Here is a 16,800-nt window from a genome sequence, read left to right as displayed (position 1 = left end):
TATGGGACAAAAGATTAACCCTACAGGCTTTCGCCTGGCGGTAACTAAAGACTGGGCTTCAAAATGGTTTGCTAAAAGCACCGACTTTTCAACTGTTTTGAAACAAGATATTGATGTTCGTAATTACTTGCGCAAAAAATTGGCAAATGCTTCAGTTGGTCGCGTAGTAATCGAACGTCCTGCTAAATCTGCACGTATCACTATCCACTCTGCTCGTCCAGGTGTGGTTATTGGTAAAAAAGGTGAGGATATCGAAATCTTGAAACGTGACTTGCAAGCTCTGATGGGTGTGCCAGTTCATGTAAATATTGAAGAGATTCGCCGTCCTGAGTTGGATGCGCAAATTATTGCTGATGGTATTGCTCAGCAACTTGAAAAACGCGTCCAATTCCGTCGTGCAATGAAACGTGCAATGCAAAATGCAATGCGTTCTGGTGCCAAAGGCATCAAGATCATGACTTCAGGCCGTCTGAATGGTGCTGATATCGCTCGTAGCGAATGGTACCGTGAAGGTCGCGTACCTTTGCATACTTTGCGTGCGAACGTAGATTATGCAACTAGCGAAGCGCACACTACTTATGGTGTACTGGGTCTGAAAGTTTGGGTTTATACAGAAGGTAATATTAAATCTTCTAAACCTGAGCATGAGAAGAAACAAAGAAAGGCAGGTGGACGTAATGCTGCAGCCAACTAGACTGAAATATCGCAAGCAACAAAAAGGTCGTAACACCGGTATTGCTACTCGCGGTAACAAAGTAAGTTTCGGTGAGTTCGGTTTGAAAGCCGTAGGCCGTGGTCGTTTGACTGCCCGCCAAATCGAAGCTGCTCGTCGTACTATGACTCGTCATATTAAACGTGGCGGTCGCATTTGGATTCGTGTATTCCCTGATAAACCAATTACTGAGAAACCTATCCAGGTTCGTATGGGTGGCGGTAAAGGTAATGTGGAATATTACATTGCTGAAATTAAACCAGGCAAAGTATTGTACGAAATGGACGGTGTTCCTGAGTCTTTGGCTCGTGAAGCATTTGAATTGGCCGCTGCCAAATTGCCTATTCCTACAACCTTTGTGGTAAGACAGGTGGGTCAATAATGAAAGCAAATGAATTGAAAGACAAATCTATTGAGCAATTAAACTCTGATTTGTTGGACTTGTTGAAAGCTCAGTTTGGCTTGCGCATGCAAAATGCAACCGGTCAGTTGGGTAAATCTAGCGAGTTGAAACGTGTACGTCGCGATATTGCTCGTATTAAAACCATTTTAACTGAAAAAGGTGCTAAGTAATGAGCGAAGCTAAAAATGTTCGTACTTTGCAAGGCAAAGTGGTAAGCGACAAAATGGACAAAACTGTTACAGTATTGGTTGAGCGTAAAGTTAAACACCCTCTGTACGGTAAAATCATTCGTTTATCAACTAAAATCCATGCACATGATGAAAGTAATCAATATGGCATCGGTGACGTAGTGGTAATCGAGGAATCTCGTCCTTTGTCAAAAACCAAGTCTTGGGTTGTCAAAGAATTGGTTGAGAAAGCACGTACTGTTTGATTTAAAATACAGTAATGCAGCTTAATAAGAAACGAAGTCTTGCAGCAAAATTAATTTGCGTGTAAACTTCGTTTCTTATCTTCCAGCTTCTTATGGAAGTTTCTCTCCCTTCGGGATCCAAGACTGGTTTACTAGAACCGTGATGGTTTCATTTAATAAGCAGCTTAAAGTAAGGTGCGAGTTATATGAAAGTGGTAAATTAAGTTGGTTAATTTAAAGGTACTAATATGATTCAAATGCAGACCATCTTAGATGTGGCTGATAACTCTGGTGCGCGTCGCGTGATGTGTATCAAGGTATTAGGCGGATCTAAGCGTCGCTACGCTTCTGTTGGCGATATTATTAAAGTTGCAGTTAAAGATGCAGCCCCACGTGGTCGTGTCAAAAAAGGTGATGTATACAATGCGGTAGTTGTTCGTACTGCTAAGGGTGTGCGTCGTCCTGATGGTGCGCTAATTAAATTTGATAACAACGCTGCTGTGTTATTAAATAATAAACTTGAACCTCTGGGTACTCGTATTTTTGGCCCGGTAACCCGTGAATTGCGTACTGAGCGATTTATGAAAATCGTTTCATTGGCGCCTGAAGTATTATAAGGAATAGCGCGATGAATAAAATCATTAAAGGCGATCAGGTTGTAGTGATTACCGGTAAAGATAAAGGTAAGCAAGGTCAAGTAGTTCGAGTGTTGGGTGATAAAGTTGTTGTTGAAGGTGTGAATGTTGTGAAACGCCATCAAAAACCTAATCCAATGCGTGGTATTGAGGGTGGCATTATTACTAAAGAAATGCCTTTGGATATTTCTAATATTGCAATCCTGAATCCGGAAACTAATAAAGCAGACCGTGTTGGTATTAAGCTGATTGAAAATGAAGGCAAAGTTAAACGCGTTCGTTTCTTCAAATCAAATGGCTCTATCATTGGAGCATAAGGAGATAACATGGCTCGTTTGAGAGAGTTTTATAAAGATACAGTTGTTCCTGAATTGGTTAAACAATTTGGTTACAAATCAGTAATGGAAGTTCCACGTATTGAGAAAATCACCTTGAATATGGGTGTGGGTGAAGCTGTTGCTGATAAAAAAGTTATGGAGCACGCTGTTTCTGATTTAGAGAAAATTGCTGGTCAAAAACCAGTTGTTACTGTTGCTCGTAAATCTATCGCAGGTTTCAAAATCCGTGATAACTATCCAGTTGGTTGCAAAGTAACATTGCGTCGTGATCAAATGTTTGAATTCTTAGATCGTTTGATTACTATTGCATTGCCTCGCGTACGTGACTTCCGCGGTGTAAGCGGTAAATCATTTGATGGTCGTGGCAATTACAATATGGGTGTTCGTGAGCAAATTATTTTCCCGGAAATTGAATACGATAAAATTGATGCTTTGCGTGGTTTGAATATTACTATTACAACTACTGCAAAAACTGATGAAGAAGCGAAAGCTTTGTTGTCACTGTTCAAGTTTCCGTTTAAAGGATAATCATGGCTAAGAAAGCACTTATTAATCGTGAGCTGAAACGTCAAGCATTGGCGAAAAAGTTTGCAGCTAAACGTGAGGCAATTTTCGCTGTTATTAATGATGCTAATGCGACTGAAGAAGAACGCTTTGAAGCACGTTTGAAATTTCAATCCATTCCGCGTAATGCAGCACCTGTACGTCAACGTCGTCGTTGTGCTTTAACAGGTCGTCCTCGTGGCACTTTCCGTAAATTTGGTTTGGGTCGTATTAAAATCCGTGAAATCGCTATGCGTGGCGAGATTCCTGGTGTTGTTAAAGCTAGCTGGTAATAGGAGTATAAATAATGAGTATGCATGATCCTATTTCCGATATGTTGACTCGTATTCGCAATGCGCAACGTGCTAATAAAGCAACTGTTGCCATGCCTTCTTCAAAATTGAAATGTGCAATTGCAAAAGTTCTGAAAGATGAAGGCTATATCGAGGATTTTACGGTTTCTGCTGATGCAAAACCGGTATTGGAAATTCAATTGAAATACTATGCAGGTCGCCCTGTGATTGAGCAAATTAAACGTGTTTCACGTCCTGGTTTGCGTATTTACAAAGCATCAAGCGAGATCCCTAGCGTAATGAATGGCTTGGGTGTTGCTATTGTTAGTACTTCTAAAGGTGTGATGACTGATCGCAAAGCCCGTTCTGAGGGTGTTGGTGGTGAGTTGTTGTGCATCGTAGCCTAGTGGAGAAATGTAAATGTCACGCGTCGCAAAAAACCCAGTGACTGTTCCTGCTGGTGTAGAAGTAAAATTCGGAACAGATGCATTGGTAATCAAAGGTAAACATGGCGAATTGTCCTTTCCTTTGCATTCCGATGTTGCTATTGAACTAAACGATGGTAAATTGACTTTTGCTGCAAAAAATGACAGTAAACAGGCTAATGCTATGTCTGGTACTGCTCGTGCATTGGTTAATAACATGGTTAAGGGTGTTTCTGAAGGTTTTGAGAAAAAACTTCAATTGATTGGTGTGGGTTATCGTGCCCAAGCGCAAGGCAAAGTTTTGAACTTATCTTTGGGTTTCTCTCATCCAATCGTATATGAAATGCCTGAAGGTGTTTCTGTTCAAACTCCTAGCCAAACAGAAATCGTTTTGACTGGTGCAGATAAACAAGTGGTTGGCCAAGTCGCTGCTGAAATTCGTGCATTCCGTTCTCCTGAGCCTTATAAAGGCAAAGGTGTTCGTTATGTAGGTGAAGTAGTAGTGATGAAAGAAGCCAAGAAAAAATAATTGAGGTTCACTAATGGATAAACATACAACCCGACTCCGTCGTGCACGCAAAACCCGTGCGCGTATTGCGGACTTGAAAATGGTAAGATTATGTGTGTTCCGCAGCAATAATCATATTTATGCTCAAGTAATTAGTGCTGAAGGTGATAAAGTATTGGCTCAAGCCTCTACATTGGAAGCTGAAGTACGTAGTAGCCTGAAATCAGGTAGCAACGTTGAAGCAGCAGCTGTAGTTGGTAAGCGTATTGCTGAAAAAGCTAAAGCAGTAGGTGTTGAAAAAGTTGCTTTTGACCGTTCAGGTTTCCAATATCACGGTCGTGTGAAAGCTTTGGCTGAAGCTGCACGTGAAAATGGTTTAAGCTTCTAATATTTGGAGACTTTCAGATGGCAAAACATGAAATTGAAGAACGCGGTGACGGCCTGATTGAAAAGATGGTCGCAGTTAATCGCGTGACTAAAGTAGTTAAAGGTGGCCGTATCATGGCTTTCTCTGCACTGACTGTTGTTGGTGATGGTGATGGTCGCATCGGTATGGGTAAGGGTAAATCAAAAGAAGTGCCAGTTGCTGTTCAAAAAGCAATGGATCAAGCACGCCGCTCTATGATTAAAGTACCTTTGAAAAATGGTACTATTCATCATGAAGTTATTGGTCGTCATGGCGCTACTAAAGTATTTATGCAACCTGCTAAAGAAGGTAGCGGTGTAAAAGCTGGTGGTCCAATGCGTTTAGTATTTGATGCTATGGGTATACATAATATCTCAGCTAAAGTGCATGGTTCCACTAACCCTTACAATATTGTACGTGCTACATTAGACGGTTTGTCTAAACTGTATACCCCTGCTGATATTGCTGCTAAACGTGGCTTGACAGTAGAAGATATTTTGGGAGCTAACCATGACTGAGCAAAAAAAGATTAAAGTTACATTGGTTAAGAGCCTGATCGGTACAATTGAATCTCATCGTGCTTGTGCTCGTGGCTTAGGTTTGCGTCGCCGTGAGCATACAGTAGAGGTTTTGGATACCCCTGAAAACCGTGGTATGATCAATAAAATCAGCTACTTGTTGAAAGTGGAGTCTTAATATGTTTTTGAATACTATTCAACCTGCTGAGGGTGCTACTCACGCTAGTCGTCGTGTAGGCCGTGGTATTGGTAGTGGCCTGGGTAAGACAGGTGGTCGTGGCCATAAAGGTCAAAAAAGCCGTGCTGGCGGTTTCCACAAGGTAGGTTTTGAAGGTGGTCAAATGCCTTTGCAACGCCGCCTGCCTAAGCGTGGTTTCAAATCTTTGACTGCTGCCGCTAATGCTGAAGTTCGTTTGAGTGAGTTGAATCTGATTGCTGTAAACGAAATTGATGTTTTGGTTCTTAAACAAGCTGGTCTGATTCCTGCGACTGCTTCTAATGTAAAAGTTATTGCTTCTGGTGAAATTTCAAAAGCGGTTACCTTGAAAGGTGTAAAAGCTACTAAAGGTGCTAAAGCTGCAATTGAAGCTGCTGGTGGCAAAGTAGAAGAATAAGGCTTGCACTATAGTGGCTAATCAACAATCTTTATCAGGATTATCCAAATTTGGAGATCTGAAAAAACGTCTAGTGTTTCTATTAGGAGCTTTAGTCGTTTTCCGTATTGGTGCTCATATACCGGTACCGGGCGTAGATGCTGTTGCATTAGCTAAGTTATACGAAGGCGCTGCAAACGGCATATTCGGAATGTTAAATATGTTCTCGGGTGGTTCGTTGGAGCGCTTTAGTATATTTGCAATCGGTATCATGCCTTATATTTCATCGTCGATTATTGTTCAGCTTGCTTCGGAGATCATTCCTTCTTTAAAAGCTTTAAAAAAGGAAGGTGAGGCTGGTCGGAAAATAATTACGAAATATACTAGGTATGGGACGGTATTATTGGCTGTATTACAAAGCTTTGGTGTTGCAACATTTGTTTATCAACAAGGAGTTGTTGTAACAAGTTCGCTTGAGTTTCATATTTCTACAGTAGTCTGTTTGGTTACAGGTACGATGTTTTTGATGTGGTTGGGGGAGCAGATTACCGAGCGTGGTATCGGTAATGGTATTTCCTTAATTATTACAGCAGGTATTGTATCGGGTATTCCATCTGGTATTGTTCGGTTGTTGACTTTGACTGAACAAGGCTCTATGAGTATGTTAATGGCAGTATCCATTGTTATTGGTATTTTGCTGTTGGTCTATGCTGTAGTATATTTTGAAAGTGCTCAGCGTAAGGTTCCTGTGCATTATGCTAAAAGGCAATTTGGCTCTGGAATGATGCCAGGACAAAGCATTCATATGCCGTTCAAGCTAAATATGGCCGGTGTTATTCCTCCTATTTTTGCTTCCAGTATTATCCTTTTTCCATCTACTCTTTTAGGTTGGTTTGGTTCAAATAGTACGAATTCTATTCTTCACAAGGTTGCTGCAATGCTGCAACATGGGCAACCTTTGTATATTGTATTATTTGCAACAACTATTATTTTCTTCTGCTATTTCTATACTGCTTTAGTATTTAGCCCCAAAGAAATGGCTGAGAATTTGAAGAAAAGTGGTGCATTTGTACCTGGTATTCGCCCAGGTGAGCAAACCTCTAGATATTTGGAAAAAGTTGTACTGAGACTGACATTATTTGGTGCTTTGTATATCACTACAATCTGTCTAATACCTGAATTTTTAACGACAGCATTGAATGTGCCTTTCTATTTAGGCGGAACGTCTTTGCTTATCTTGGTTGTCGTTACAATGGATTTTAGGACGCAAATCAATTCCTACGTAATGAGTAGTCAGTATGAAGATTTGATGAGTCGTCCAGATATGAAATCTTTATCACGTAAGTAGGCTTATGGCTAAAGAAGATACCATACAGATGCAGGGTGAAATCCTTGAGACTTTGCCCAATGCAACGTTTAAAGTAAAACTGGAAAATGATCATGTAGTACTTGGTCATATCTCTGGAAAAATGCGAATGCACTATATCCGTATTTCTCCAGGTGATAAGGTAACAGTTGAACTAACTCCTTATGATTTAACCCGTGCTCGGATTGTTTTCCGAGCAAGATAAACGATAAAAGGAAATAAAATGCGTGTACAACCTTCTGTAAAGAAAATTTGTCGCAATTGCAAGATTATTCGTCGTAATCGTGTAGTTCGCGTAATTTGTACTGACCCACGTCACAAACAACGTCAAGGCTAAGAAGTTAGTTTTCTTAACTCTTGATTTTGTGGTATAGTGACATACTTTGCCCTAAAAAGGAAAAAATATGGCTCGTATTGCAGGGGTAAATATCCCTAATAATGCCCATATCGTAATTGGTCTTCAGGCTATTTATGGTATTGGTGCGACTCGTGCTAAATTGATTTGTGAGGCAGCAAATATTGCTCCTACTACTAAAGCAAAAGATTTGGACGAGGCTCAATTAGACGCTTTGCGTGAGCAAGTTGCTAAATATGAAGTTGAAGGTGATTTGCGTCGTGAAGTAACGATGAGCATTAAACGACTGATGGATATGGGTTGCTATCGTGGCTTCCGTCATCGTCGTGGCTTGCCTTGTCGTGGTCAACGCACTCGCACAAATGCCCGTACCCGTAAAGGTCCGCGCAAAGCGATTGCCGGTAAGAAATAAATTTTAAGGAATTTGATTAATGGCTAAAGCAAACACAGCTTCGCGTGTACGTAAAAAAGTACGTAAAACCGTAAGCGAAGGTATTGTGCACGTTCATGCATCTTTCAACAATACCATCATTACAATCACTGACCGTCAAGGCAATGCATTGTCTTGGGCTACCTCTGGCGGCGCTGGTTTTAAAGGTTCTCGTAAAAGTACACCATTTGCAGCACAAGTTGCAGCAGAAGCAGCTGGTAAAGTTGCCCAAGAGTATGGCGTTAAAAATTTAGAAGTCCGCATTAAAGGCCCTGGCCCTGGTCGCGAATCTTCTGTACGTGCTTTAAACGCTCTTGGTTTCAAGATTACCAGCATTACTGACGTTACCCCGTTGCCTCATAACGGTTGCCGTCCGCCTAAAAAACGTCGTATTTAATATTGGAGTGATTTAAAACATGGCACGTTATATTGGCCCTAAATGTAAATTAGCACGTCGCGAAGGTACGGATCTGTTTTTGAAGAGCGCACGTCGCTCTTTGGATTCAAAATGTAAAATGGATTCTGCACCTGGTCAGCACGGTGCGAAAAAACCACGTTTGTCAGACTACGGTTTGCAATTGCGTGAAAAACAAAAAATCCGTCGTATTTATGGCGTGTTAGAACGCCAATTCCGTCGTTATTTTGCGGAAGCTGATCGTCGTAAAGGTTCTACCGGTGAATTGCTGTTGCAATTGCTGGAGTCCCGTTTGGACAATGTCGTTTATCGTATGGGTTTTGGCTCTACTCGCGCTGAAGCACGTCAATTGGTTTCTCATAAAGCTATCGTTGTAAACGGTCAGGTTGTTAATATCCCTTCTTTCCAAGTTAAAGCAGGCGATGTTGTAGCTGTTCGTGAAAAAGCTAAGAAACAAGTGCGTATCCAAGAGGCATTGAGCTTGGCTACTCAAATTGGCTTGCCAAGCTGGGTATCTGTTGATGCCGACAAATTGGAAGGTGTATTCAAAAATATGCCGGATCGCTCAGAATTGTCTGGCGATATTAATGAACAGCTGGTGGTAGAGTTCTACTCTAAATAATGCTAGCTCAATGAGGGACAGTTAAATGCAAAATAGCACAACCGAATTTTTGAAACCTCGTCAAATCGATGTAGATACCTTGTCTTCTACTCGAGCTAAGGTGTCTATGCAGCCATTTGAGCGTGGTTTTGGTCATACTTTAGGTAATGCTTTGCGTCGTATCTTACTGTCATCCATGAATGGCTTTGCCCCAACTGAAGTAGTTATTTCAGGCGTATTGCACGAATACTCTACTATTGATGGTGTTCAAGAGGATGTTGTTGACGTTCTCTTGAATATCAAAGGTATCGTATTTAAGCTTCACGGTCGTAATCAAGTTCAGTTGACTTTGAAAAAAGCAGGTGCCGGTGCTGTTGTAGCCGGTGATATTGATTTGCCACATGATGTGGAAATCATCAATCCTGAACATGTTATTTGCCACTTGTCCGACAATGGTCAAATCGACATGGAAATTAAAGTAGAGCAAGGTCGTGGTTATCAATCTGTTTCAGGTCGTCGCGTATTGCGTGATGAGAACAAACAGATTGGTGCGATTCAGTTGGATGCGAGCTTTTCGCCCATCAGTCGTGTTAGCTTTGAAGTTGAACCTGCACGCGTAGAGCAACGTACGGATTTGGATAAATTGGTTTTGGATATTGAAACCAATGGTTCTATTGATCCAGAAGAAGCTGTACGTAGTGCCGCACGTATCTTAATTGACCAAATGTCTATTTTTGCAGATCTGCAAGGTACTCCGGTTGAAGAGGTTGAAGAAAAAGCGCCTCCTATCGATCCTATCTTGCTGCGTCCTGTGGATGATTTGGAATTAACCGTACGTTCAGCTAATTGTCTGAAAGCTGAAGATATTTACTATATTGGCGATTTGATTCAACGTACTGAAACTGAGCTTCTCAAGACCCCTAATTTGGGTCGTAAATCTTTGAATGAGATCAAAGAAGTGTTGGCCTCTAAAGGTCTGACATTAGGTTCTAAATTAGAAGCTTGGCCGCCTGTAGGCTTAGAAAAGCCGTAAGTTTGAAGATTAAAGGATAATGACATGCGTCATCGTAATGGCAACCGCAAATTAAACCGTACTAGCAGCCACCGCGCTGCGATGCTGCGCAATATGGCGAATTCCTTGTTGACTCACGAAACCATCGTGACAACTTTGCCTAAAGCAAAAGAATTGCGCCGCGTAGTTGAGCCCTTGATTACCTTGGGTAAAAAACCTTCTTTGGCAAACCGTCGTTTGGCTTTTGACCGCACTCGCGATCGTGATGTTGTAGTTAAATTGTTTGACGAATTGGGTCCACGCTTTGCTGCTCGTAACGGCGGCTATGTTCGTGTACTGAAATACGGTTTCCGTAAAGGCGACAATGCTCCTTTGGCATTGGTTGAATTGGTTGATAAAGCAGCTGATTCTGCTGAATAAGCAAATTAATATGAAAGCACTACCTATTTAGGTAGTGCTTTTTTCATTTAGGAAGTCTCTATTTTATTTTGCAACACTACAAATTTATTGTTTCGTTCAATGGGGAGATATAGTTGTAGCTCCCTTTCTCATTTCGCAGTGCTACAATGTCTCAATGGGAAACCCTTATTATGTAAGGGTTTCCCGTTTTATTTTGTCTAAAAAAGCGGCTTTAAAATAATAATAGTTGGTCGGAATTTACCCTTTTTTCTTGGGTTTCAGCTCTCCCAATAGTAGTTTCATGGTGGCATATTGCTTTTCTGTTACTTCCAAACAGCGGATGGAACCCTCTTGCGGCAGGTTTGCACATAGCCTATTGTGGTGTTTTTGCAACGAGTCTCGACCTTTGATAATACGGCTGTATACGGAAAGTTGGAGCATTTGGTATCCATCTTTTAATAGAAACTGGCGGAATTGATTGGCAGCTTTGCGCTTGGCCGCCGTGGTAACAGGTAGGTCGAAGAAGACGATAATCCTCATAAATTTGGCCTCATTCATATTGATATTCTTTCAATGGCAAGATTTCAGGTAATTCCAGCTGTTTGGCGTTTTTGTCGGCTACGCTGGCTTGAAATGAAGAAACCATTTTGTCGATGGCAGCCAAGGTGCTGAAGTGCTGCCGTTCGATGCAGATTTGACAGTGAAGGGTCTTGATAAGGTTTTGTTTGATGCCGGGGTCAGTTCAGTCTTCAGACGGCCTGTAATGTCTTCATCGGTTTTGAATAGGGAGAATGCCGTGCCGATTTCATCTTGTAATTCGGGAGAAAGGTTTAATGGGGATTTTTTGTCTTTCAAACCTTCTTTTTCCAGCGCACGGCTGATGGCGTGGTAGGCCTTCATTTCCATCAATGTTGAGGCTTCGGCATTGTCTTTGCCGTAACGCAAGCCTTTGAAAAAGGCGGTATCTTTTAAACCCAGCAGCTTACGGGCTTGTGCGTAAGTCAGTTTGGATTTTCTGTATGGCTCGTCCATAAGCGTGGCGCGTTCGGTATTGGTCAATGGCCGCTCGCTGCCTTGCTCTAAAATACGCAGGTTGTTCAGCTTGGTCAGCCAGATGAAACGTTCGGCTGTGTAGGTGTTTTTAGCGGCTTTCGGCTCTGTCGGTTCGAAGGTGCAATGCCCCAACATTTTTTGAACAGCATCGCCTGACAAGGCAGGGCGTTGCGTCATCAGCAGGGTTTCGATACCTTCTTTAAGGCCGTCTGAAAAGATGTGCCGCAACGCTCTGCCCCTTAAGGCTTCTGCTTTAAGGGGCATCGTTTTGTCTAAATGGCAGGGATTAAAAAGGCCGTCTGAAGTTTCAGACGGCCTTTGGTTTTACCAGATATCGGATTTGATTTTGCGTTTCAAGCCAGGGTGTTCGGAGAGTTTGAACTCTGGGTCTTTGCCCATTTTCAGCTTGGCTGTGTAGTCTTTCAACAGCAGGAAGGCAAGTGGGGACAGGAGCAGGATGGCAACGAGGTTAATCCATGCCATGATGCCCATGGCCATGTCTGCCATATCCCATACCAAGGGTACGTTGGCAACTGCGCCGAAGTAGACCCATGCCAAAACCAGCATACGGAAAACGGCGGTAACCAGCCAATGGCTCTTGATGAATTGGACGTTGGACTCGGCATAGGCATAGTTGCCGATAACGGTTGAAAAGGCAAACATAAACAGGATGGCAGCAAGGAAGCCCGCGCCCCATTCGCCTACCTGGCTGACGATTGCCGCTTGGGTCAGCGCCGCACCGCTCAGGTCGCCGTAAGGCTGTTGATAGGTCAAGACGATAAAGGCGGTGCATGAGCAGACGATGATGGTATCGACGAAAACGCCCAGCATTTGAATCATGCCTTGGGAGACGGGGTGTTTTACTTCGGCTGCGGCTGCGGCGTTCGGCGCGGAACCCATACCCGCCTCATTGGAATACAGGCCGCGTTTGATACCCTGCATCATGGTGGTCGAAATCAGACCGCCGAGGAAACCGCCTGCAGCCGAATCAAAGTTGAACGCGTTGGAGAAAATCTGACCGAACACGCCAGGAATCAGGGAAATATTGGTAGCAATGATGAAGAGTGCTATGACGAGATATAAAACCGCCATCAGCGGAACGATAATTTCCGCGGCTTTAGATACGCGACGGATACCGCCGAAGATAATCGGGGCAGTCAGAATGACCAGGGCGACACCGACATAGTGTTGATCCCAGCCCCATGCCGCTTTGGTGGTATCGGCGATGGTATTGGTCTGTACGGCTTCAAATACAAAGCCGAAACAGAAAATCAGGCTCAGGGCGAACAAAATGCCCAGCCATTTTTGTCCCAGGCCTTGAGTGATGTAGTAGGCAGGACCGCCGCGGAAGTGGTGGTTGTCGTAGTCCCGGACTTTAAAGAGTTGGGCCAGTGAAGATTCGACAAACGCCGAACTCATGCCGATTAAGGCGGTTACCCACATCCAGAATACCGCGCCCGGCCCGCCGAGTTTGATGGCAATCGCCACGCCGGCGATGTTGCCTACGCCTACGCGGCTGGCCAAGCCGGTAACGAATGCTTGGAACGGTGTGATTCCGTGCGGATCATCACCTTGTTTGCGGCCGCCCAGCATTTCTTTGATACTGCGCCCAAAGAGGCGGAATTGTACAAAACCGGTGGTAATGGTAAAAAATAGGCCTGCGCCTAAAAGCATATATACCAATCCCGACCACATTGGGTCGTTGATGGCGTTTACCCAGCCGTGAAGCTGTTCGAAAAATTGATCCATACAAACCTTTCAGAGTTTCTGCATTTTCAGACGGCCTGTGCGTGGAGGCTGTCCGTAATTGGATGTATTCTAGCAGACTGTCAACAAACTGAAAAACGTTTACATATTCTTTTTTATATTATGCTTTTGATTATCATGGAATTTTATTATCATGATGTAAAGGAATTATCGATTTGAATTCTACCGTTTTACATATTTGAACAAAAAGGCCGTCTGAAAACAGAGTCTTGTTTTCAGACGGCCTAGATTTTATTTCAATGTATTATTCGGGACGCATTTGCGGGAACAGAATCACGTCGCGGATGGTTTGCGAATCGGTCAGCAACATTACCAAGCGGTCGATGCCGATGCCGCAACCGCCTGTCGGAGGCAGGCCGAATTCCATCGCGCGGATGTAGTCGGCATCGTAGTGCATGGCTTCGTCGTCGCCGGCATCTTTTTGTGCCACTTGCGCTTTGAAGCGTTCGGCTTGGTCTTCCGGATCGTTCAACTCAGAGTAGCCGTTTGCCAGCTCACGGCCGACAACGAACAATTCGAAACGCTCGGTCAAACCCGGTTTGCTGTCGGATGCGCGTGCCAATGGCGACACTTCGACAGGGTAGTCGATGATGAAAGTCGGGTTCCACAGTTTGCCCTCGGCGCAACCTTCAAACAGGGCCAGTTGCAGGCTGCCAATGCCCGGGGACGGCGGCAGGCTTTCGCCGTGTTTGACGATTTCTTTTTTCAGCCATTCTTCATCGTTTAACTGCTCGTCGGTGTAGTGCGGATTGTATTTTTTGATGGCTTCGAGAATGGTCAGGCGTTCAAACGGGCTTTCCAAATCGACTTCTTTGCCGTTGTAGCTGATTTTCGCCGTGCCGTTGACCGCGCGGGAAGCGTTGCGGATGATGTCTTCCGCCATTTGCATCATGCGTTCGTAGTCGGAGAAGGCTTCGTAGAATTCGATCATGGTGAATTCGGGGTTGTGGCGCACGGACATGCCTTCGTTGCGGAAGCTGCGGTTGATTTCAAACACGCGTTCCAAACCGCCGACAACCAAGCGTTTCAGGTACAGCTCGGGCGCGATGCGCAGGTAGAGCGGGATGTCCAAAGCGTTGTGGTGGGTCACGAAGGGTTTCGCCGTCGCACCGCCAGGAATCGGGTGCATCATCGGGGTTTCAACTTCGAGATAATGCTCGTTCACCATGAAATTGCGCACGGATTGGATGATTTGGCTGCGTTTGATGAAGGTATTGCGCGATTCTTCGTTGGCAATCAAATCGACGTAGCGTTGACGGTATTTGGTTTCCTGATCGCTCAAGCCTTTGTGTTTGTCCGGCAGAGGGCGCAGGGATTTAGACAGCAGGCGGATATCGGACACGCGCACGGTCAATTCGCCGTGGTTGGTTTTGAACAAAGTTCCTTTCGCGCCGACGATGTCGCCCAAGTCCCAGTGGTTGAAGTCGTCCAAAACTTCTTGGCTCACGCCTTTGTTGTTCAGATAAAGTTGGATTTGACCGGTCACGTCTTGAATGGTGGCGAAGCTGGCTTTGCCCATTTGACGTTTGAGCATCATGCGGCCGGCCACTTTGACGGGAATGCCTTGCGGGTCGAGTTCTTCTTTGCTGATTTCGCCGTATTGGGTATGCAGGTCGGCGGCAAAGCTGTCGCGTTTGAAATCGTTAGGGTAGGCGTTGCGTTCTTTGCGGATGTTGTGCAGTTTTTCGCGGCGCAGGGCGATGATTTGGTTTTCGTCCAATTGCGGCTCGATTTGAGGATTGTTTTGTTCGCTCATGATGTTTTCCGGGAAAATAAGTCAGGCTGCCCAAGTGTTCAGACGGCCTGAATAAAGTGAAAAATTGGCTCTATTTTACGCGATGTCGGTATTTTTTTCTATAAAGGCAGAAAGGCCGTCTGAAACTTGAAAAATCAGCTTCAGACGGCCTTTTGTTTCATGAAGGGCGGTATCGGTGGTTAGATATCGGTTTCCAAATAAACAACTTGGGTTTGCAGATATTCTTCCAGACCGTGTTTACCGTCGGCGCCGCCGATACCTGATTTTTTCCAACCGGCATGGAAGCCTTGCATGGCTTCGAAGTTTTCGCGGTTGATGTAGGTTTCGCCGAAACGCAGGCGGCGGGTTACATAAAATGCTTCATTCAGATTGGTGGTATAGACGGAGCTGGTCAGGCCGAACTCGCTGTCGTTTGCCAAAGCGATGACTTGGTCGAGCGTGTCGAAAGTGGCAACCGGCAGGACTGGGCCGAAGGTTTCTTCTTTCATGATGTCCATGCTGTTGTCGGTATCGGTCAGCAGGGTAGGTTCGAAGAAGTAGCCTTTGCCGTCGGCACGTTTGCCGCCGCAGACCAGTGTCGCACCTTGTTTGACGGCGCGTTCCACTTTTTCGGCAACGGCTTTGACAGCGCGCTCTTCAATCAGCGGCCCCATTTCCAGTGCGCCGGGTTCGGCCTCGGCCGGGTTGCCGTAGCGAACGCCTTTCATGGCGGCAGTCATTTTTTCAATGAACGCGTCTTTTAGGCTGCTGTGGACATACACGCGCTCGGCGCAGTTGCAGATTTGGCCGGTGTTGCCGACGCGCGAAGCCAAGATGGATTTCACTGCCAAGTCCAAATCCGCGTCTTTCAAAACGATGGCAGGGGCTTTGCCGCCGAGTTCCAATGAGACTTTGGTAATGTTGGTGGCGGTGGCTTCCATTACTTGGCGGCCTGCTTCTACAGAACCGGTCAGGCTGACCATGTCGACTTGCGGATGTGATGCCAAGGCATTGCCGATTTCCGCACCCGGGCCGTTGACGACGTTGAATACGCCGGCCGGTAAGCCTGAAGCGTGAACGATTTCAGCAAAGATGTGGCAGTTGATCGGGGTGACGCTGCTTGGTTTGACGACGATGGTATTGCCTGTTACCAAAGCCGGGCCCATTTTGCGGGCGATCAGGAAGAAGGGGAAATTCCACGGCAAAATGCCGGCGATTACGCCCAAAGGACGTTTGAACAATAAAATGTTTTCGCGCGGGCGGTCGCTTTGGATGATTTCGCCTTCATAACGGCGCGCCCATTCGGCTTGGTAATCGAGATAGTCGGCAGTGAACATAACTTCTATGCGTGCCAAGTCTTTGGTTTTGCCGCCTTCGGCGACAATGGTGTCGGTCAGCTCGTCGGCACGTTCGCGTATGCCTTGGGCGATTTTGCGCAAGTATGCGCCGCGTTCAACAGCAGGCAAACGCTCCCATGCGGCTTGCGCCTCTCTGGCGGCAGCAACGGCACGGTCAACATCGGCTTTTCCGCCTTTAGGCTCGCGCGCGATGACTTCTTCGGTTGCCGGATTCAATACATCGCGCCATGTGCCGTTAAAATCGGTTTCAAAACGGCCGTTGATATACATAGACAGTTGTTTCATCAAACTTTCTCCTATTGTTGTAGTTGAATGTAGTTTTAGTCTATGCCTAAATTGTCTGGCATACAAGAGTATTTAGAGTGGGTTGACGGTAGGTATTTGGAAGTTTTTAGAAAAAGTTGATGGAAGGGGGAGTCGGGCTTGGTTGATTAAAGGTGGGTTGGTGCTGGTGTGATGCGTTGGGTAACGTTCATGCGCGGCATTGGGACAAAGCCTGTATATGGCTTGATTTTGAAGATAG

The 16,800-nt window shown here is 44.9% G+C and carries 25 protein-coding genes and 2 pseudogenes; 22 read left to right on the top strand and 5 right to left on the bottom strand.

Annotated features, from left to right (window positions below):
* Position 1 precedes the first annotated feature (1 nt).
* The 22 genes from rpsC to rplQ all read left to right on the top strand — a co-directional run bounded on the left by rpsC (position 2) and on the right by rplQ (position 10,385).
* Complete coding sequence (rpsC, locus tag FOC66_RS08120; protein ID WP_003684753.1) at positions 2-694, top strand: 30S ribosomal protein S3; 693 nt, start codon at positions 2-4, stop codon at positions 692-694.
* Positions 678-1,094, top strand: coding sequence for a 50S ribosomal protein L16 (gene rplP, locus FOC66_RS08115; protein ID WP_003749279.1), 417 nt, complete (start codon positions 678-680; stop codon positions 1,092-1,094). Before rpsC ends, rplP begins: the two co-directional genes overlap by 17 nt.
* Complete coding sequence (rpmC, locus tag FOC66_RS08110) at positions 1,094-1,285, top strand: 50S ribosomal protein L29 (protein ID WP_003684705.1); 192 nt, start codon at positions 1,094-1,096, stop codon at positions 1,283-1,285. The genes rplP and rpmC overlap by 1 nt, the downstream gene beginning before the upstream one ends.
* Positions 1,285-1,548, top strand: coding sequence for a 30S ribosomal protein S17 (rpsQ, locus tag FOC66_RS08105; RefSeq protein WP_003749281.1), 264 nt, complete (start codon positions 1,285-1,287; stop codon positions 1,546-1,548). The genes rpmC and rpsQ overlap by 1 nt, the downstream gene beginning before the upstream one ends.
* Before the next feature lie 227 nt (positions 1,549-1,775).
* Positions 1,776-2,144 carry a 50S ribosomal protein L14 gene (gene rplN, locus FOC66_RS08100; RefSeq protein ID WP_002215434.1) on the top strand — a complete coding sequence of 123 codons (369 nt, stop codon included), beginning with the start codon at positions 1,776-1,778 and terminating at the stop codon, positions 2,142-2,144.
* Positions 2,145-2,155: 11 nt separating this feature from the next.
* Positions 2,156-2,479 (top strand): 50S ribosomal protein L24, encoded by a 324-nt coding sequence (gene rplX / locus FOC66_RS08095; protein ID WP_003684754.1) that lies wholly within the window; start codon positions 2,156-2,158, stop codon positions 2,477-2,479.
* 9 nt (positions 2,480-2,488) lie between these two features.
* Complete coding sequence (gene rplE / locus FOC66_RS08090; RefSeq protein WP_003684750.1) at positions 2,489-3,028, top strand: 50S ribosomal protein L5; 540 nt, start codon at positions 2,489-2,491, stop codon at positions 3,026-3,028.
* A 2-nt stretch (positions 3,029-3,030) separates the two neighbouring features.
* A complete protein-coding gene (rpsN, locus tag FOC66_RS08085) occupies positions 3,031-3,336 on the top strand; it encodes a 30S ribosomal protein S14 (protein WP_003684736.1) in 306 nt (101 codons plus the stop codon).
* Positions 3,337-3,350: 14 nt separating this feature from the next.
* Positions 3,351-3,743 (top strand): 30S ribosomal protein S8, encoded by a 393-nt coding sequence (gene rpsH, locus FOC66_RS08080; RefSeq protein WP_003749283.1) that lies wholly within the window; start codon positions 3,351-3,353, stop codon positions 3,741-3,743.
* A gap of 13 nt (positions 3,744-3,756) precedes the next feature.
* Positions 3,757-4,290 carry a 50S ribosomal protein L6 gene (gene rplF / locus FOC66_RS08075; RefSeq protein ID WP_003749285.1) on the top strand — a complete coding sequence of 178 codons (534 nt, stop codon included), beginning with the start codon at positions 3,757-3,759 and terminating at the stop codon, positions 4,288-4,290.
* A gap of 13 nt (positions 4,291-4,303) precedes the next feature.
* Positions 4,304-4,657 (top strand): 50S ribosomal protein L18, encoded by a 354-nt coding sequence (gene rplR / locus FOC66_RS08070; protein WP_003749287.1) that lies wholly within the window; start codon positions 4,304-4,306, stop codon positions 4,655-4,657.
* Positions 4,658-4,674: 17 nt separating this feature from the next.
* Complete coding sequence (rpsE, locus tag FOC66_RS08065; RefSeq protein WP_003684704.1) at positions 4,675-5,193, top strand: 30S ribosomal protein S5; 519 nt, start codon at positions 4,675-4,677, stop codon at positions 5,191-5,193.
* On the top strand, positions 5,186-5,371 hold the full coding sequence (rpmD, locus tag FOC66_RS08060) for a 50S ribosomal protein L30 (RefSeq protein ID WP_003684808.1): 186 nt from the start codon (positions 5,186-5,188) through the stop codon (positions 5,369-5,371). The genes rpsE and rpmD overlap by 8 nt, the downstream gene beginning before the upstream one ends.
* Before the next feature lies 1 nt (position 5,372).
* Positions 5,373-5,807, top strand: coding sequence for a 50S ribosomal protein L15 (gene rplO / locus FOC66_RS08055; protein ID WP_003749291.1), 435 nt, complete (start codon positions 5,373-5,375; stop codon positions 5,805-5,807).
* Between the two features lie 13 nt (positions 5,808-5,820).
* Complete coding sequence (gene secY / locus FOC66_RS08050) at positions 5,821-7,134, top strand: preprotein translocase subunit SecY (RefSeq protein WP_003749293.1); 1,314 nt, start codon at positions 5,821-5,823, stop codon at positions 7,132-7,134.
* Between the two features lie 4 nt (positions 7,135-7,138).
* Positions 7,139-7,357 (top strand): translation initiation factor IF-1, encoded by a 219-nt coding sequence (infA, locus tag FOC66_RS08045; protein WP_003684714.1) that lies wholly within the window; start codon positions 7,139-7,141, stop codon positions 7,355-7,357.
* Positions 7,358-7,375: 18 nt separating this feature from the next.
* Positions 7,376-7,489, top strand: coding sequence for a 50S ribosomal protein L36 (gene rpmJ, locus FOC66_RS08040; protein ID WP_003697674.1), 114 nt, complete (start codon positions 7,376-7,378; stop codon positions 7,487-7,489).
* Positions 7,490-7,556: 67 nt separating this feature from the next.
* Positions 7,557-7,919 carry a 30S ribosomal protein S13 gene (gene rpsM / locus FOC66_RS08035; RefSeq protein ID WP_003749295.1) on the top strand — a complete coding sequence of 121 codons (363 nt, stop codon included), beginning with the start codon at positions 7,557-7,559 and terminating at the stop codon, positions 7,917-7,919.
* A gap of 19 nt (positions 7,920-7,938) precedes the next feature.
* Complete coding sequence (gene rpsK, locus FOC66_RS08030) at positions 7,939-8,334, top strand: 30S ribosomal protein S11 (protein WP_002216249.1); 396 nt, start codon at positions 7,939-7,941, stop codon at positions 8,332-8,334.
* A gap of 19 nt (positions 8,335-8,353) precedes the next feature.
* Entirely contained in the window at positions 8,354-8,974 is a 621-nt protein-coding gene (gene rpsD / locus FOC66_RS08025; protein ID WP_003749296.1) for a 30S ribosomal protein S4, read from the top strand.
* A gap of 25 nt (positions 8,975-8,999) precedes the next feature.
* Complete coding sequence (locus FOC66_RS08020) at positions 9,000-9,986, top strand: DNA-directed RNA polymerase subunit alpha (RefSeq protein ID WP_003749298.1); 987 nt, start codon at positions 9,000-9,002, stop codon at positions 9,984-9,986.
* 24 nt (positions 9,987-10,010) lie between these two features.
* Positions 10,011-10,385: a 50S ribosomal protein L17 gene (rplQ, locus tag FOC66_RS08015; protein WP_003684792.1), complete on the top strand. Its 375-nt coding sequence runs from the start codon at positions 10,011-10,013 to the stop codon at positions 10,383-10,385.
* A 211-nt stretch (positions 10,386-10,596) separates the two neighbouring features.
* Here rplQ and cas2 read toward each other — a convergent pair.
* From cas2 to aldA, 5 genes and pseudogenes are all read right to left on the bottom strand, one after another.
* Positions 10,597-10,922 (bottom strand): annotated as a pseudogene (gene cas2 / locus FOC66_RS08010) (CRISPR-associated endonuclease Cas2).
* Between the two features lie 174 nt (positions 10,923-11,096).
* Positions 11,097-11,630 (bottom strand): annotated as a pseudogene (locus FOC66_RS08000) (type II CRISPR RNA-guided endonuclease Cas9); the annotation flags it as partial.
* Positions 11,631-11,741: 111 nt separating this feature from the next.
* Complete coding sequence (locus FOC66_RS07995; RefSeq protein ID WP_003749304.1) at positions 11,742-13,166, bottom strand: alanine/glycine:cation symporter family protein; 1,425 nt, start codon at positions 13,164-13,166, stop codon at positions 11,742-11,744.
* Between the two features lie 262 nt (positions 13,167-13,428).
* Positions 13,429-14,940, bottom strand: coding sequence for a lysine--tRNA ligase (gene lysS / locus FOC66_RS07990; RefSeq protein WP_003749305.1), 1,512 nt, complete (start codon positions 14,938-14,940; stop codon positions 13,429-13,431).
* 179 nt (positions 14,941-15,119) lie between these two features.
* Positions 15,120-16,562, bottom strand: coding sequence for an aldehyde dehydrogenase (gene aldA, locus FOC66_RS07985; protein ID WP_003749307.1), 1,443 nt, complete (start codon positions 16,560-16,562; stop codon positions 15,120-15,122).
* Between the last annotated feature and the right edge of the window lie 238 nt (positions 16,563-16,800).

The sequence above is a fragment of the Neisseria mucosa genome, from assembly GCF_013267835.1.
In the GTDB taxonomy this organism is placed as follows: domain Bacteria; phylum Pseudomonadota; class Gammaproteobacteria; order Burkholderiales; family Neisseriaceae; genus Neisseria.
Note: the sequence above shows the minus strand (reverse complement) of the source record. Positions and strands in the feature narration are given on the sequence as shown.

Coding starts and splice junctions, on each gene's coding strand:
- rpsC (WP_003684753.1), top strand. CDS start 2: ATGGGACAAAAGATTAACCCTACAGGCTTTCGCCTGGCGGTAACTAAA.
- rplP (WP_003749279.1), top strand. CDS start 678: ATGCTGCAGCCAACTAGACTGAAATATCGCAAGCAACAAAAAGGTCGT.
- rpmC (WP_003684705.1), top strand. CDS start 1,094: ATGAAAGCAAATGAATTGAAAGACAAATCTATTGAGCAATTAAACTCT.
- rpsQ (WP_003749281.1), top strand. CDS start 1,285: ATGAGCGAAGCTAAAAATGTTCGTACTTTGCAAGGCAAAGTGGTAAGC.
- rplN (WP_002215434.1), top strand. CDS start 1,776: ATGATTCAAATGCAGACCATCTTAGATGTGGCTGATAACTCTGGTGCG.
- rplX (WP_003684754.1), top strand. CDS start 2,156: ATGAATAAAATCATTAAAGGCGATCAGGTTGTAGTGATTACCGGTAAA.
- rplE (WP_003684750.1), top strand. CDS start 2,489: ATGGCTCGTTTGAGAGAGTTTTATAAAGATACAGTTGTTCCTGAATTG.
- rpsN (WP_003684736.1), top strand. CDS start 3,031: ATGGCTAAGAAAGCACTTATTAATCGTGAGCTGAAACGTCAAGCATTG.
- rpsH (WP_003749283.1), top strand. CDS start 3,351: ATGAGTATGCATGATCCTATTTCCGATATGTTGACTCGTATTCGCAAT.
- rplF (WP_003749285.1), top strand. CDS start 3,757: ATGTCACGCGTCGCAAAAAACCCAGTGACTGTTCCTGCTGGTGTAGAA.
- rplR (WP_003749287.1), top strand. CDS start 4,304: ATGGATAAACATACAACCCGACTCCGTCGTGCACGCAAAACCCGTGCG.
- rpsE (WP_003684704.1), top strand. CDS start 4,675: ATGGCAAAACATGAAATTGAAGAACGCGGTGACGGCCTGATTGAAAAG.
- rpmD (WP_003684808.1), top strand. CDS start 5,186: ATGACTGAGCAAAAAAAGATTAAAGTTACATTGGTTAAGAGCCTGATC.
- rplO (WP_003749291.1), top strand. CDS start 5,373: ATGTTTTTGAATACTATTCAACCTGCTGAGGGTGCTACTCACGCTAGT.
- infA (WP_003684714.1), top strand. CDS start 7,139: ATGGCTAAAGAAGATACCATACAGATGCAGGGTGAAATCCTTGAGACT.
- rpmJ (WP_003697674.1), top strand. CDS start 7,376: ATGCGTGTACAACCTTCTGTAAAGAAAATTTGTCGCAATTGCAAGATT.
- rpsM (WP_003749295.1), top strand. CDS start 7,557: ATGGCTCGTATTGCAGGGGTAAATATCCCTAATAATGCCCATATCGTA.
- rpsK (WP_002216249.1), top strand. CDS start 7,939: ATGGCTAAAGCAAACACAGCTTCGCGTGTACGTAAAAAAGTACGTAAA.
- rpsD (WP_003749296.1), top strand. CDS start 8,354: ATGGCACGTTATATTGGCCCTAAATGTAAATTAGCACGTCGCGAAGGT.
- FOC66_RS08020 (WP_003749298.1), top strand. CDS start 9,000: ATGCAAAATAGCACAACCGAATTTTTGAAACCTCGTCAAATCGATGTA.
- rplQ (WP_003684792.1), top strand. CDS start 10,011: ATGCGTCATCGTAATGGCAACCGCAAATTAAACCGTACTAGCAGCCAC.
- FOC66_RS07995 (WP_003749304.1), bottom strand. CDS start 13,166: ATGGATCAATTTTTCGAACAGCTTCACGGCTGGGTAAACGCCATCAAC.
- lysS (WP_003749305.1), bottom strand. CDS start 14,940: ATGAGCGAACAAAACAATCCTCAAATCGAGCCGCAATTGGACGAAAAC.
- aldA (WP_003749307.1), bottom strand. CDS start 16,562: ATGAAACAACTGTCTATGTATATCAACGGCCGTTTTGAAACCGATTTT.